11 protein-coding genes are annotated in these 15,444 nt (G+C 71.2%); 10 read left to right on the top strand and 1 reads right to left on the bottom strand.

Annotated elements, in window-relative coordinates; genetic code table 11:
• The first annotated feature begins 37 nt into the window (after window positions 1–37).
• The 4 genes from ACWGR4_RS15200 to ACWGR4_RS15185 all read left to right on the top strand — a co-directional run bounded on the left by ACWGR4_RS15200 (window position 38) and on the right by ACWGR4_RS15185 (window position 4,021).
• On the top strand, window positions 38–1,117 hold the full coding sequence (locus ACWGR4_RS15200) for an inositol-3-phosphate synthase (protein ID WP_380003326.1): 1,080 nt from the start codon (window positions 38–40) through the stop codon (window positions 1,115–1,117).
• Between the two features lie 143 nt (window positions 1,118–1,260).
• Window positions 1,261–2,580, top strand: a complete 1,320-nt coding sequence (locus tag ACWGR4_RS15195; protein ID WP_452133005.1) for an MFS transporter — start codon at window positions 1,261–1,263, stop codon at window positions 2,578–2,580.
• Window positions 2,581–2,713: 133 nt separating this feature from the next.
• Window positions 2,714–3,214, top strand: a complete 501-nt coding sequence (locus ACWGR4_RS15190) for an LppU/SCO3897 family protein (RefSeq protein WP_452133006.1) — start codon at window positions 2,714–2,716, stop codon at window positions 3,212–3,214.
• 144 nt (window positions 3,215–3,358) lie between these two features.
• Window positions 3,359–4,021 carry an LppU/SCO3897 family protein gene (locus ACWGR4_RS15185; RefSeq protein ID WP_380003323.1) on the top strand — a complete coding sequence of 221 codons (663 nt, stop codon included), beginning with the start codon at window positions 3,359–3,361 and terminating at the stop codon, window positions 4,019–4,021.
• Window positions 4,022–4,084: 63 nt separating this feature from the next.
• Here the strand turns inward: ACWGR4_RS15185 and ACWGR4_RS15180 are convergent, their stop codons facing one another.
• A complete protein-coding gene (locus ACWGR4_RS15180) occupies window positions 4,085–5,572 on the bottom strand; it encodes a CCA tRNA nucleotidyltransferase (protein ID WP_452133007.1) in 1,488 nt (495 codons plus the stop codon).
• A 129-nt stretch (window positions 5,573–5,701) separates the two neighbouring features.
• On the opposite strand from ACWGR4_RS15180, the gene ACWGR4_RS15175 reads away from it, so the two are divergent.
• The 6 genes from ACWGR4_RS15175 to ACWGR4_RS15150 all read left to right on the top strand — a co-directional run bounded on the left by ACWGR4_RS15175 (window position 5,702) and on the right by ACWGR4_RS15150 (window position 15,307).
• Complete coding sequence (locus ACWGR4_RS15175; protein ID WP_078976297.1) at window positions 5,702–6,163, top strand: NUDIX hydrolase; 462 nt, start codon at window positions 5,702–5,704, stop codon at window positions 6,161–6,163.
• Window positions 6,160–8,580, top strand: coding sequence for a DUF6049 family protein (locus ACWGR4_RS15170; protein WP_452133008.1), 2,421 nt, complete (start codon window positions 6,160–6,162; stop codon window positions 8,578–8,580). Before ACWGR4_RS15175 ends, ACWGR4_RS15170 begins: the two co-directional genes overlap by 4 nt.
• 52 nt (window positions 8,581–8,632) lie before the next feature.
• Complete coding sequence (murJ, locus tag ACWGR4_RS15165; protein WP_452133009.1) at window positions 8,633–11,266, top strand: murein biosynthesis integral membrane protein MurJ; 2,634 nt, start codon at window positions 8,633–8,635, stop codon at window positions 11,264–11,266.
• Window positions 11,267–11,635: 369 nt separating this feature from the next.
• Complete coding sequence (locus ACWGR4_RS15160) at window positions 11,636–13,561, top strand: protein kinase family protein (RefSeq protein ID WP_452133010.1); 1,926 nt, start codon at window positions 11,636–11,638, stop codon at window positions 13,559–13,561.
• 85 nt (window positions 13,562–13,646) lie between these two features.
• The gene (sigM, locus tag ACWGR4_RS15155; protein ID WP_452133011.1) at window positions 13,647–14,360 is read left to right on the top strand and encodes an RNA polymerase sigma factor SigM; all 714 of its coding nucleotides are present in this window, start codon (window positions 13,647–13,649) and stop codon (window positions 14,358–14,360) included.
• Window positions 14,357–15,307 carry an anti-sigma factor family protein gene (locus tag ACWGR4_RS15150; RefSeq protein ID WP_452133012.1) on the top strand — a complete coding sequence of 317 codons (951 nt, stop codon included), beginning with the start codon at window positions 14,357–14,359 and terminating at the stop codon, window positions 15,305–15,307. The genes sigM and ACWGR4_RS15150 overlap by 4 nt, the downstream gene beginning before the upstream one ends.
• The last annotated feature ends 137 nt before the right edge of the window (window positions 15,308–15,444 follow it).

Genomic DNA, 15,444 nt, shown 5'->3' with positions numbered 1-15,444 from the left:
CGTGGCGACTTCGTCGAGATCACAGGGAGCAACCGGAATGGGTTCGGTTCGCGTAGCCATCGTCGGCGTGGGCAACTGCGCCGCTTCGCTGGTGCAGGGCGTCGAGTACTACAAGGACGCCGACCCGAACAGCCGCGTCCCCGGCCTGATGCACGTGCAGTTCGGCGAGTATCACGTGCGTGACGTCGAGTTCGTGGCCGCTTTCGATGTGGACGCCAAGAAGGTCGGCTTCGACCTCTCCGACGCCATCGGTGCCAGCGAGAACAACACGATCAAGATCTGCGACGTGCCGCCGTCGGGCGTCACCGTGCAGCGTGGGCACACCCTGGACGGTCTCGGCAAGTACTACCGCGAGACCATCGAGGAGTCGACCGACGCCCCCGTCGACGTGGTCAAGGTCCTCAAGGACCAGGCCGTCGACGTCCTCGTCTGCTACCTCCCGGTGGGCTCCGAGGACGCGGCGAAGTTCTACGCCCAGTGCGCCATCGACGCCAAGGTCGCGTTCGTCAACGCCCTCCCGGTCTTCATCGCCGGCACCAAGGAGTGGGCGGACAAGTTCACCGAGGCGGGCGTGCCGATCGTCGGCGACGACATCAAGTCGCAGGTGGGCGCCACGATCACGCACCGCGTGATGGCGAAGCTCTTCGAGGACCGCGGTGTCCTGCTCGAGCGCACCATGCAGCTGAACGTCGGCGGCAACATGGACTTCAAGAACATGTTGGAGCGCGAGCGCCTGGAGTCGAAGAAGATCTCCAAGACGCAGTCGGTCACCTCGCAGGTGGACCGCGACCTCGGCTCGGACAACGTGCACATCGGCCCGTCCGACTTCGTCGCGTGGCTCGACGACCGCAAGTGGGCGTACGTGCGCCTCGAGGGTCGCGCCTTCGGCGACGTGCCGCTGAACCTGGAGTACAAGCTCGAGGTCTGGGACTCGCCGAACTCGGCCGGTGTCATCATCGACGCCGTGCGCGCCGCGAAGATCGCCAAGGACCGCGGCATCGGTGGCCCGATCCTGTCGGCGTCCTCCTACTTCATGAAGTCGCCGCCGGTGCAGTACTTCGACGACGAGGCCCGCAACGCCGTCGAGTCCTTCATCAAGGGCGACATCGAGCGCTGACCCGCTCCGCTCGGCCCGCGCCCCCGCGGTGCGTTCGAGCGACCCAGGGCCCGGCTCCCCTCCAGGGGCCGGGCCTTCGGCGTACCCGGGCGCGGCGGTGCCCGTTTCGGGTGCGGCGCCCGCCGCCGGCTACGGTGGGCGCCGTGGCCCTCATCCGTGATCTGCGCTCGTTGTTGAAGCTGCGCGACTTCCGTCGGCTCTTCGCCACCCGGCTGACCTCGCAGCTGTCCGACGGCGCCTTCCAGGTCGCGATCGCGGGGCAGGCGTTCTTCTCGCCGGAGAAGCAGACCTCGGCCGCGGCGATCGCGACCGCGTTCGCCGTGCTGCTGCTGCCGTATTCGCTGGTGGGGCCGTTCACCGGGGTGCTGCTCGACCGGTGGCGGCGGCGGCAGGTCCTGGTGCGGTGCAATCTGCTGCGCGCGGTGCTGGTGGCGGTGACGGCCGCGCTGGTGCTGATCGGGGTGCCCGATCCGGTCTTCTACGCGGCGGCCCTGGTGGTGCTGTCGGTGAATCGGTTCGTGCTCGCCGGGTTGTCCGCGTCACTGCCGCGTGTGGTGCCGGCCGAGCGGCTGGTGACGGCGAACTCGGTGTCGCCCACGGCCGGCACCGTGGCGGCGGCGGTCGGCGGCGGGGCCGCGGTGCTCGTACACGCGCTCCTGGCCGAGGGGTCGGGGGCCACCGCGCTGGTGATCGTGGTGTCGGGCCTGCTGTACCTGGGCTCGGCGGCGGTCGCCGCGACGATGCCGAGCGATCTGCTCGGGCCCGATCCCGACCGGGTGTTGCCGGATGTGCGCGAGGCGCTGCGCTCGGTGGCCCGGGGGCTGCGCGAGGGGGCGGTGCACGTGTGGCGGCGTCGGGCGCCGGCGCACGCGTTGGCCGCGATCACCGCGATGCGGTTCTGCTACGGCGTGCTGACCGTGATGACGGTGCTGCTGTGCCGCAACACGTTCAACGATCCGAGCGACACCGACGGCGGGCTCGCGACCTTCGGGATCACGGTGAGCGTGTCCGCGCTCGGCTTCTTCGTGGCGGCCGTGATCACGCCGGGGGTCACCGCGCGGATCGGTGTCCCGGCCTGGATCGGCGCGTGCGCGCTGGCCGGGGCGGTGTGCCAGGCGGCGCTCGGGCTGCCGTTCCTGTTCGCGCCGATGGTGGTGGGCGCCTTCCTGCTCGGGGTGACCTCGCAGGGCGCCAAGATCGGGGTGGACACGATCGTGCAGAGCACCGTCGACGACGCTTACCGGGGTCGGGTGTTCTCCGTCTACGACGTGCTCTTCAACGTCGCGTTCGTCGGCGCCGCCGCGGTCGCCGCGCTCGGGCTGCCCGACGACGGTCGGTCCCCGGCAGTGCTGCTCGGGGTCGCCGGGGTGTACGCGCTGACCGGAGTCCTGTACGGCCTGGCGTCGCGCCGCCACCCTCCGGTGATCATCGAGGGCTCACCGGCGGGCAACGACCGGCCATGATGTCCCTTTCATGACCGGGAAAGGCATTTGATCCGCCGCACATCTCCAAGAAATTACCCGCGGGTAGTGCAATGACGAGGCCGAGGTTCTAATCTGCACATCCAGCGATTTTCGGCACCTCTGGAGATACTCCATGTCCAACGACGCCGGTCCGGGTGAAAACAATCCTTTGCCGTACAGACCGGCATGGACCGAGAACACTCCGCCGCACGGGCACGAGTTCGCCGCCCGCGAGCCGGCCGTCCCGCACGTCCCGGTGGTCCGCCGGCCGCAGGTCGACGGGCGCGCGAGTCGGCGGGCGGCCGAACGCCCGCGACGCGGCCGTGCGGCGCTGATCGCGACCCTGGCGGTGCTGCTGATCGGCGGCGGGACGGCCGCCGGGGGCTGGTGGTACGTGCACAAGAACGACGCCGACGGGATCCGCATCCACGAGGGCGACTGCCTGCGGGACAGGACGAGCATCGACGCGGACCCGGTCCCGTGCGAGGACCCGCAGGCCCGCTTCATCGTGGTCGAACGGGTCCAGGGCACGACGGACACCGACGTCTGCGATTCGCTGCCGGGCGATCCGATCGCGCTGGTCTCGGATCCCGCGCAGGACCGCTTCGTACTGTGTCTCGGGGCACGAAAGTAATCCGTGCCACCTGTGAATAGCGCTTTATGCCCGTTATTCCGCTCACATTCGACCGGTGTAAGGGGAATCCCCGCTGCGCGTGTCCGGCCGGACCCCTAGTGTTCCGGACTGTCTCACCAGTCCCCTGCAACGGAGATCGCCCCCATGTCCAATCCCTTCCCGCCCGGCCCCAACGGCCCGCAGCAGCCGAACCAGGGCTGGAACCAGCAGCCCGGGCAGCAGCCGCCGCCGCAGGGCGGGTGGCAGCAGCAGCCGGGCCAGCCGCAGCAGGGTTGGGGGCAGCAGCCCGGTCAGCCGGGCGGATACCCGCCCGCCGGTCAGCCGGGCTTCTACGGCGGCCCGCCGCCGCCCCCGCCGCGCAAGAGCAAGCTGAAGAAGATCCTGATCCCGATCGCGGTCCTGGTCGTCCTGGCCATCGTCGGCCTGGTCGCGAAGAACTACAACAAGGACGACGCCACCACCGCGAAGGCCGGCGACTGCCTGGGCCACATCGAGGGTGGCATCGGCAAGTCCAAGATGCCGAAGATCGCCAAGTGCGACTCGCCGGACGCCAAGTGGAAGATCCTCAAGAAGGTCGACGGCAGCTCGGACAAGAGCAAGTGCGACGGTCTCCCGGACAACTCGGGTTACTTCGCGATGTTCTACTGGACCGGTTCCAAGAAGGGCGTGGTCTGCATGGCCTTCACCTCGAAGACGACGCTGGCCGACGTCAAGGCGCTGGACCCCATCTCGACGATGAGCGCCACCGAGGAAGACTTCCAGGCGACCAAGAAGCAACTCGAGGAAAAGGGCGCCAAGTTCGAGTAGGCGCCCCGCACTCGTACGACACCGAAGCCCGCCGGTTGTCCCACCGGCGGGCTTCGTGCGTGCTCAGGCTCGGGCGTTCGCCGTCCACCACTCGCGCAGCGCGGCGACGGCCGTCTCGTGGTCCATCGGGCCGTGTTCGAGGCGCAGCTCCAGCATGTGCCGGTAGGCCTTGCCGACCAGTGGGCCCGGCGGCACCTCCAGGAGCTTCATGATCTCGTTGCCGTCCAGGTCCGGCCGGATCGAGTCCAGCTCCTCCTGCTCGGCGAGCTGCGCGATCCGCTCCTCCAGCGAGTCGTAGGCCCGGGCCAGCGTCGCCGCCTTGCGCTTGTTGCGGGTGGTGCAGTCCGAGCGGGTCAGCTTGTGCAGCCGATCGAGCAGCGGACCCGCGTCGCGCACATAGCGGCGCACCGCCGAGTCGGTCCACTCGCCCGTGCCGTAGCCGTGGAAGCGCAGGTGCAGCTCGACCAGGCGGGTGATGTCGTCGGTGACGTCCTTCGGATACTTCAAGGCCTTGAGCCGCTTGCGGGACATGTGCGCGCCGACCATCTCGTGATGGTGGAACGAGACCCGGCCGTCCGCCTCGAAGCGCCGGGTACGCGGCTTGCCGATGTCGTGCAGCAGCGCGGCCAGGCGCAGCACCAGGTCCGGCTCGCCCGGCGGCTCCAGCGCCATCGCCTGTTCGAGCACGATCAGCGTGTGCTCGTACACGTCCTTGTGCCGGTGGTGCTCGTCCACCTCCAGGCGCAACGTCGGCAGCTCGGGCAGCACGTGCTCGGCCAGGCCGGTGGTGACCAGCAGTTCCAGGCCCTTGCGCGGGTGATCGGACACGATCAGCTTGTTCAGCTCGTCGCGGACCCGCTCGGCGGAGACGATCTCGATCCGCTCGGCCATGTCCTGCATCGCCGCGACCACCTCGGGCGCGACCTCGAAGTCGAGCTGCGCGGCGAAGCGCGCGGCCCGCATCATCCGCAGCGGATCGTCGCCGAAGGATGCCTCCGGGGTGCCCGGGGTGCGCAAGACGCGCGCGGCCAGGTCAGCCAGCCCGCCGTGCGGGTCCACGAACGTGATCCCCGGCAGTGCCACCGCCATCGCGTTGACCGTGAAGTCGCGCCGGACCAGGTCGTCCTCGATCGAGTCGCCGTAGGAGACCTCCGGCTTGCGCGAGGTGCGGTCGTACGCCTCGGAGCGGTAGGTGGTGATCTCGATCTGGTAGTCGGGCGAACCGGCGAGCCTCTTGCGGCAGCCGACCGTGCCGAACGCGATGCCCACGTCCCACACCGCGTCCGCCCAGGGGCGCACGATCGCCAGCACCTGTTCGGGGCGCGCGTCGGTGGTGAAGTCGAGGTCGTTGCCCAACCGGCCGAGCAGGGCGTCCCGCACCGAACCGCCGACCAGCGCGAGCGTGTGCCCGGCCGCTTCGAAGCGGCGGGCGAGGTCGTCGGCGACGGGGGCGACGCGCAACAGTTCGGTGACGGCGCGGCGCTGGACGGCGCTCAGCTCGCCGCCGGCCGGCGGGTCGTCCGGGAGGGGTGTGTTCTTGGCGTTCGGCACGGGAGACAAGGTTACGGGTCGAGGCCGCGGCTCTCGCGCGCATTATGCCGGGGCCGCCCTCGCGCGCGGTCGGCGTGCCGGCGTGATCATGGCGTGATGGCGTGGCGCATGTCGCACTAAGCTTGGCGGATGCCTTCCGAGACCACGCCGCCGCGCCGTCGGCTGCAGGTGGTCGAGGAGACCTCGGCGGGTGGTCTGGTGATCGATCGGCTCACGTTGCGCGCGGCGTTGATCGCTCGCCGGGATCGACGCGGCCGGCTGCTGTGGTCGCTGCCCAAGGGGCACATCGAGGACGGCGAGAGCGTGGTGGACGCCGCGCTGCGCGAGGTCGAGGAGGAGACCGGCATCGTGGGTCGGGTGCTGGCTCCGCTCGGCGTGATCGACTATTGGTTCACCGCGCCGGACCGGCGGGTGCACAAGACCGTCCACCACTACCTCATGGAGGCGGCGGGCGGGGATCTGTCGGACGACGACATCGAGGTCGAAGCGGTGGCTTGGGTTCCGCTCGGCGCGCTCTCCGCGCGCCTCGCCTACCCCGACGAACGACGGTTGGCGACACTCGCCCCGGAGCTGTTGGCGGACAGCGCGTGAGCGATCGCCGGATCCGCTCCGAGGCCGGGATACCGCCGCGACGCGGTCGAGTGGCCGGTGTGCTGCTTTTGGCCCTGCTGCTCGCCGTCACGCTGCTCGGCGCGCTGCCACCGACGGTCGTGCGCGCCGCCGACGGCGACGGCGTCCGAATCCTGATCACCAAGATGACCCCGATCGCCAGGCCCGGCGGCACCATCACCGTCGAGGGCCAGGTGCTGAACAGCGGCTCCAAGCCGCTCGACACGGTGGAGCTGGCGGTGCGGATGCGCACCTCGGAACCGCTCTTCCGCAGCGGCATCTCCTCGGCCGAGGAGGGCCAGTCGAACGGCTCCCTGGTGCGTGAGGTCAAGCCGGTGACCGTGCAGGTGCCGGCCTCGGGGCCGGGCCGGCCGTGGTCGTTCAACATTCGCGCCGACGCGCTCAATCTGGGCGAGCCCGGCGCGTACCCGCTCGCGATCGAGGCGCGGGTCGGCGGCCGGGTCGTCGGCTCCACCCGCACCTTCCTGCCGTGGGTCGGCAAGAACGGCCTGAAGAACGTACCGAAACTGCGGGTCGGCATGGTCTGGCCGCTGGTCGACCGACCGCACCGCGACGGCACCACACTCGGCGACGAGGGCCAGACGACGGTGTTCCGCGACGACGACCTGGCCGCGCTGTTCGCCCCGGGCGGGCGGTTGTACGAACTGGCGGCGATCGGCGGCGGGATGAAGGTCGACTGGGCGATCGACCCCGAACTGCTGGACTCCGCAGCCGAGATGGCCGGCGGCTATCGGGTCGCGCCGCCCGGCAGCCTGGAGCCGGGCAAGCCGAAGAAGACCAAGGACGGCAAGCCACCGGCCGAGGAGGACACGGCCAAGGCGACGCCGAACCAGATCTCGAACACGCTGGCGGGCGGCGGCGGTCAAACCGCCGCCGGATGGCTGGACCGGCTCAAGGGCGCCATCGGTCCCCAGCCCGTGATCGGCCTCCCGTACGGCGACACCGACATCGCCGCCGTGGCGCACGCGCTCGACGCCGACAAGACGGACCTGCGCCCGCTGTTGACCGAGGCCCAAATCGCATCCGCCGACGTCTTCCAGCGCATCCTGGGCAGGCCCGCACGCGCCGACGTCGCCTGGCCCGCCTCCGGCGCGCTGGACCCCTCGATCGTCTCCCTGGCCGGCAACAGCGGCGCCGGCACGGTGATCACCGCCGGCGCGAGCCTGCCGCCGACCAAGGACCTCAACGTCACACCGCTGGCCACCGCGTCCCTGCCGGGCGCCGACAAGGGCACCGCGCTGGTCACCGACCCGGACATCGACACGCTGCTGGCCGCGGACACCAGGGCGCCGGGCCAGGCGGTGCTGACCACCCAGCAGTTGCTGGCCGAGTTCCTGACCATCGTGTTGCAGGAGCCCACGCTCAAGCCCACCCGCAGCGTGCTGGTCGCCCCGCCGCGGCTGATGGACACCGCGCTGGCGGGCGTGCTGCGCGACGTGATGGCCGCGTCGGCCGAGTGGACGCAACCCACCGGCCTGGCCGAGTTGGCCGCCGAGCCCGGTCCGCTGCCCGCCCGCAAGTCGGCCGCCTACCCCAAGGGCGTGCGCGCCTCCGAACCGAGCGCGCAATACCTGGCGGAGACCGACAACCTGGCCGGGTCGATGCAGACCTTCGCCTCGATCCTGACCCGGCCCGAGCGGGTGACCGGCCCGTTCGACCCCGCGCTGCTGCGCATGTTGTCCACCTCGTGGCGCGGCGACACGCAGGGGGCGGATCGTTACCGGTTGGGCGTGACCCGGGGACTGCGCGAGCTGGAATCGCTCGTCTACATCATCCGCAGAACCGGGGTGACGCTGTCCGGCGACGAGGGCAACATCCCGGTGACCGTGGTGAACAACCTCCAGCAGCCGATCAACGTGCGGGTGGCGGTCACCTCGCACCAGCCCAACCGGCTCAAGCTGGGCGACCCGGCCACCGTGACGGTGCCCGACGGCCGCCGGCTCGAGGTGCCGATCTCGGCGAAATCGGCCGCGAATGGCAAGGTCATGGTCGACGTGGCGCTGCTCACCCCGGACGGGCGGGCGGTGAATCCGGCGCAGTCGTTCTTCGTGAACACCACCACGATCGACGCGCTGACCCGCTGGATCATCGGCGGCCTCGCGTTCCTGCTCGCGGTGTTCTCGCTCCGCGCGTTCCTACGCAAGCGCCGGGAGGCCGCCCTTGCCGGGGACACGCACGGCGAGGATGGTGAGGACGACGTCGATCCGCCGGCGGAATCCGATCCCCCGGACGACGCCGACGGGGACCGGATCCGGCCGATATCGGGGTGGTCGCCACCCCGTCCGACGCACCCGCACGCCGGCGGGAACAGACCGCCCGATCCGGCCGACCCGCACGGACACACACCGTTGGGATCCACGACCGACCGCCCCGAATGAGAAAGTGGGCACCGGACACTCAACCTGACCGAGAAGACGAGGGCCCGCCCGCATGAGCGACCGGAGCGACGAACGTCAGCCGTACACCGGCGGCTCCGCCGAGCCGGACGACGGCGCGCACGACGATCCCTACCGGGGTCGGCCGCCCGCCGACCCCTACCTGCAGCAGTACGTCGATCCGTACGGGCAGCCGGCCGATCCCTACGCCGCGCAACCGCCGGATCCGTACGCGCACCCCGGGGAGCAGGGCTATCCCGACCCCAACGCGCACCCGGGCTACGGCGAGCCCGAGTACCCGCAGCAGGGCTATCAGAGCCAGGGCGGCTACGGCGCGGGCCCCGAACCGGCCTACGGGGATCCCTACGGCGCCCAGTCGGGCGGCGGCTACGACCCCTACGGGCAGCAACAACAACAGCAGCAGCCCGCCCAGGACGGCGGGGCGTGGTTCCGCGACGAGTTGAGCGACCCGCCCGGCAACGACCCGTACGTGGGCGTGGACGAGATCTTCACCCCCGAGGCGGCGCCGTACGACCCTTCTCGGCAGTACGACCCCGCGCAGCACTACGACCCCTCCGGCGCGCCGCAGCAGTACGGCGACCACGGCGGCTACGGCTCCGGCGACCCGTACGGGCAGCAGCCACAGGCGCCGCAGGCGCAGAACTACGCGCAACAACCGCAGCAGCAGCACCAACCGCAGGCGTACCAGCAGCAGTCGTACGTCCCGCAGCAGCCGAGCCCGCAGCAGGGCCAGGGCGGCTGGGGCGACTACGACCGCCCCGGCGGCTGGCTGATGGACCAGACGCTGACCGGCATCAACCTCGGCCTCGCCGGCGACATCGCGGGCATGCCCTCGTACACCGAGGCGTACCAGCGCTACGAGACCCAGCACCGGGCCGAGGCGGCCGCCGCGTCGATGTCGGCGAGCGCCGTCCTCGACGCCCCGCCGGTCCCGGTGAACCCGTCCACCTCGCCCGTCTATCGGATGCCCGGCTCGGGCGCCGAGGAGCGCATGGCCGGCATCCCGGTCGGCGGCGGCGGCCGGAAGGGCAGCAAGCTCGGCGGGATAATGCGGTCCTCCGCCGTGATGGCCGCGGGCACGATCGTGTCCCGGATGACCGGCTTCGTCCGCAACCTGGTCGCCGCGGCGGCGCTGGGCACCGCGATCCTGGCGAACACCTACAACGTCGCCAACACGATGCCGACGCTGTTGTACATCCTGGTCGGCGGCGGCGCGCTGAACGCGGTGTTCGTACCGCAGCTGGTGCGGGCCATGCGCCAGGACGACGACGGCGGCGAGGCGTACGCGAACCGCCTGCTCACGCTGGTGATGACGGTGCTGGCGGGGTTGGTGATGCTGGCCTGGTTCGGCGCGCCGCTGCTGATCCGGGCGTTCGCGAACTCGCTGGCCAAACATCATCAGGACTACGAGCTCGCGATCACCTTCGCGCGCTACTGCCTGCCGATCATCTTCTTCATGGGCCTGCACGTGCTGTTCGGGCAGATCCTCAACGCGCGCGAGCGCTACGGCCCGATGATGTGGACCCCGGTCCTGAACAACATCGTCATCATCGCGACGTTCGGCCTGTACATCTGGGTGGCCGGCACCCAGAAGAACACCGGGCAGAACTCGGACACCATCACCCCGGACGAGATCCGGCTGCTGGGTCTGGGCACGCTGCTCGGCATGGTCGTGCAGTCGATGGCGATGATCCCGTATCTCAAGTCGGCCCGGTTCCGCTTCCGGCCGCGCTTCGACTGGCGCGGCTCGGGGATGGGCAAGGCGCTCGGGCTGGCCAAGTGGACGTTCCTGTTCGTGCTGGCCAACCAGGCCGGCTATCTGGTGGTGACCCAGCTCGCCACCGCGATCGACGTCGACGCGCGGGACCAGAACATCCAGTTCGGCGTCGGCTTCACCGCCTACAGCAGCGCGCTGCTGATCTGGCAGCTGCCCCAGGCGGTGATCACCGTGTCGGTGATGACCGCGATGTTGCCCCGGATGAGTCGCGCCGCCGCCGACGGCGACGAGGCCAGCGTGCGCGGCGACATCTCCTCCGGCCTGCGCCTGTCGGCGGTGGCGATGATCCCCTGCGCGGTGATCTTCGTGGCCCTCGGCCGCGACATCGGCGGCTTCATCTTCGCGCCCACCGGCGAACAGAGCGCGCACTGGATCGGCTACATGCTGATGGCACTCGGCCTGGGCCTGATCCCGTACTCGGCGCAGTACGTGCTGCTGCGCGGCTTCTACGTGTACGAGGACACCCGGACACCGTTCCTGAACACCGTGTGGATCGCGGGCGCCCAGGCGGCCTTCGCGGGCCTGGCCTATGTCGCGCTGCCCACCAAGTGGGCCGGTGTCGGCATCGCGGGCGGCTACAGCCTGGCCTACCTCGTCGGCGTGCTGCTGGCCGCGCAACGGCTGAAGAAGCGGCTCGGCGACCTGGACGGCCGCCGGGTGACCCGGACCTACACCCGGCTGCTGATCGCCGCCGGGATCGGCGGCGCCGCGGCGTTCTTCGTGGCCCGGGTGTGTACCGGCCACTTCGGCTCGGCCATGGGCGGCTCGGCGATCGCGGTCGGCGCCGGGATCGTGACCATGTTCGTGGTGTTCTTCATCGCGGCGAACCGCATGCGCGTCGAGGAGATGAGCGCGATGACCGGGATGATCAAGGGCCGACTCGGGCGCTGACCGGGTCACGCGCGCGGCCGTACCGCCCCCGCCCGCCGGATTCCCACCGGGAATTCGGCGGGCGGAACGGTGTGGGATGCACCACCATGGGGCGAGTGAGGGTGTGGCTCTCGGCGAAACGGGGGTAATGCTCCCGATACGCCGGTCTCGGTTTCCTTTCGGATCTTGCGAGGAGGCAACCCGAAGAGGGGTCCGGGAGTCTCAAGGTATGTAGAGGTCGTCCCTGACCAACGGCCCGAGAAGCCTCACCTCTACGATGAGTGTGCCGACGAGGAGGATGAGGCCGAGGTGACGGACCGAACCGCAGGATCCGTCGACCTAGCGACGGGTGAGGCAAACCCCGTACCGACAAAGGCTTCTGACACATCGTTGGACAAACGTGTCGGTTCGGACGAGAAGACCTCCGGAACCACCACCACGGTTTTGCCCATCGGTTCCGAGCCCGAACCCGACGCCGGCTCCGAATCCGGGTCGCCTGCCGGTCCCGACTCCGACGAAGCGGCGGCTGAGACCGCCGAGCCGACCGCGACCGCGACCGCGACCGCGAAGAACACCGAAGCGGCGGTCGAGGCAGCGGCCGAACCGGTCGTGCGGAAGCCGACGGACGACGGCGATGCCGACGGTGACCACGGCGACAGCGACGCAAACTCCGGCGGCGCGCCGGCCGCGCCCGCGCCCGCCCCGGAGCCCCCCGCCCCCCGGGTCAACCGAGGCACCCGACTCGCCGAGCGCTACCGACTCGAACACCGCCTGTCCCAGAACGGCCGCAGCGAGACCTGGCGCGCGGTGGACGAGAAGTTGCGGCGCGCGGTGGGCGTACACATCGTCCCCGCCGGCGGTGAACACGGTCGGGCGGTGATCGCCGCCGCCCGCGCCGCCGCGCTGATGGGCGACCCCCGCTTCGTCCAGGTCCTCGACTGCGCCGAACAGGACGGCCTGATCTATGTGGTGAAGGAGTGGCTGCCCGACGCGGACAACCTCACCAAGGTCTTCGAAAGCGCCCCGCTGCCGCCGCACGAGGTCTACGAACTCACCCGCGCGCTCGCCCAGGCGATGTCCGTCGCACACCGCGCCGGCCTGTCGCACCTGCGGCTCACGCCGGAGAACGTACTGCGCATGCACACCGGCCAGTACAAGATCGTCGGCCTGGCGGTCGAGGCCGCGCTGTACGGACACGACACCACCGACGCGGCCCGCGACGACACGCACGCGGTCGGCCGGCTGATGTACGCCGCGCTGACCCGACGCTGGGTCGAGGGCACCGAATACGGCCTGCAGGCCGCGCCGTTCACCGGCGGCAGGCTGTGCGCGCCCGGCCAGATCCGGGCCGGCGTGGACGACACGCTCGCCGCCCTGGCGATGCGCGCGCTCGGCCACGAGGTCAAGCACGAACCGGCGTTCGAGACACCGGGAGAGCTGTCCGCGGCGATCACCGCCATCCCGGAGATGCACCCGCCGGAGCAGAACACCATCGTCGGCGGCCCGGAGCCGGACGAGTACCCGATCTACACCCCGACGCCGAACCGGACGGTCTACGCCTCGGCGGGCTACTCCGGCGGCGGCCGCGGCCCGGTCGGCCCGGCCCGACCGCCGGTCACCCCGCCACCGCCGCTGGGCGGCCGGTTCGGCGCCGCGGTCAAGGGCGCGGTCGCGGTCCTGGTGGTGCTCGCCATCGTGCTGGTGACGTGGCAGGTGGCCAGCCACGTGGGCGACGGCGAGAAGAAGAAACCGCCCTTGGAGAAGCAGAGCGGCAGCCAGTCGAGCACGCCGACCCAGGCACCGGTGGCTCCGGCACCCACGCGGGTGACCACCCCCACGCGCGGCACGGAGATCTCGATCGGCGGCGCGCCCGCCGATCAGGAGGACGTGGTGAAGACCTACGACAAAAACCGCGACACGTACTGGCAGACCAACATGATGAAGGACGGACCGACGGTCGACTACAACGGCCGCAAGGGGTACGGCATCATCTACGACCTCGGCGAACCGATGGACGTCCGCGGCCTCGACCTTGCGCTGGGCACGGGCGGAGCCACCACCACCATCACGCTCAAGGCCGCGCCGGGAGCCGCGTCGATGCCGTCGAGCCAGGACGCCTTCACCACCACCGTGGGCAGCAAGTCGACCGATGCGGCCGAGGTGAGCATCCGTTCCGACCAGGCGATCAAGACCCAGTACGTACTGGTCCTGATGACCGCGATGCCCAAGGTTCTCCAGGACGTCAACGGCTACCACATCTACACGCCGGGGCATCAGAACGCCTGGCGCGAGATCACCTTCACGGTCAACAGCTGACCTTGTCCGAACGATCGAGCCGGACCTGCCTCCGGCGCCGCCGCATCGCATGCCAGGATGACCCCGGGCCCAGGGGAGGTAGGCGGTGAGTACCGAGCGCAGCGGATCGGCGTACGCGGACGTCACCGACGCCGATCTGCTCACCCGGCACACCCACGGCGACCCCGACGCGTTCGGCGAACTCGTGCGCCGGCACCGCGATCGGCTGTGGGCGGTGGCCCTGCGCACCCTGGGGGACCGCGAGGAAGCCGCTGACGCCCTCCAGGACGCCCTGGTTTCCGCCTACCGTGCGGCGGGACGGTTCGAGGGCCGCGCGGCCGTCACGACATGGCTGCACCGGATCGTGGTCAACGCCTGCCTGGACCGGGCCCGCCGCCGCGCCGCCCGCCCGGCGGTACCGCTGCCCGAGGATCTGGACCAGCGGCTGCCCGCGCCCACGCAGGAGGATCCGGCGGTCCGGGGCGAGACCCGCGAGGCGCTGCTCGCCGCGCTGGCCACCCTCCCCGCCGAGCAGCGCGCCGCGCTCGTCCTGGTGGACATGGAGGGTTATCCCGTCGACGAGGCGGCCAGGATCCTCGACGTCGCGTCCGGCACCATCAAGAGTCGTTGCGCCCGCGGTCGGGCCAAGCTCCTGCCCCTGGTGCGGCACCTGCGCGAGAGCGGGCCACCGGGCCCGGCCGGGTCCCCGGGGAACCCCGCGGCGGGACAATCCGTCCCATCGACGGACGACCGCCCACGAGCCGGCGGTCCGACCCCCGATACGGGCGGCACGAGCATGGAGGGAGGTGGCACACGATGAGCGAGCACATCGACGTCGAAGTGCTGTCCGACCTCGTCGAGGGACTGCTCACCACGGCCGAGGCGGCCGCGCTCGACGCGCATCTCGCCGAGTGCGCCGAGTGCCGCGACACCCGCGACGCGCTCGCGGAGGTGCGCGAACTGCTCGGCGGACAACCGGCCGAGCCGATGCCCGCCGACGTGATCGCCCGGATCGACGACGCGCTGGCCCTGGCCGCGCTGCCGCCCCCGCGCCCCGCCGAGCCGCCGAAGCCGCTGCCGGTGTCGGTGTCGGTCGTGACACCGCCGCGCGCGCCGAGCACCCCGCCGACCGAGCACGGCGCGCCGCCCGCCGAGCACGTCGTCGTCCCGCTGGACCGGGCTCGCCGTCGGCGGCGCGGGCCACTGCTCCTGATCGCCGCCGCCGCGGCCGCGGTGGCCTTGGGCGTCACGATCGTGGTCGGCACCGGCGACGACGGCGACTCGGACCACCGGTCGAGCGCCGTCACGAGCAACACCGACGCGTCCGCGCCCAAGGCCGCCGCCCCGCCCGGCACGTCGGGCGAGCGCCCCGGGGCGAACGCGGAGGAGCACACGCCGCAGACCCCGCTGACGGCGTCCACCGCCGCGCCGACGGTGTACACCGCCGCCGGACTGGCCGACCAGGTCTCGCTGCTGCTGCACCGCGCCGACCGCGCGCCGCGCGGGCTGCCCGCGTGCGTGGCCGCCGCGGTGGGTCCCGACGCACCGCGGGCATTGGCCGCCGACCCCGGCAGCTTTACCGGCAAACCCGCGTGGGTGGTGGTCCTGCCCGGCCCGAACACCGACCGGGTCCGGGTGTACATCGTGGACGCGTCGTGCGTCCCGCGCTCCACCGCCGACACCTCGGCGAGCCCGCCGGCCGCCGTACCCCCCTCGACCGCCTTCGCCGGCGCGCTCCTGTTGAGCACCGAGGTACCGAGAAGGTGATCCCCGGCACGCCGCACCCGCGGCGTTGTGACCCGGGAATGGTGCGCGCCTAGGATCCGTTGTCGAACGAGACACCGCATCTCTCGGGGCGCGGGTTTCGCAGACCCGCACAGCCGACGCCGACCACCGGCACGAGG

Source organism: Embleya sp. NPDC055664 (assembly GCF_053618075.1).
This window is presented reverse-complemented; position numbering and strand designations above follow the sequence as displayed.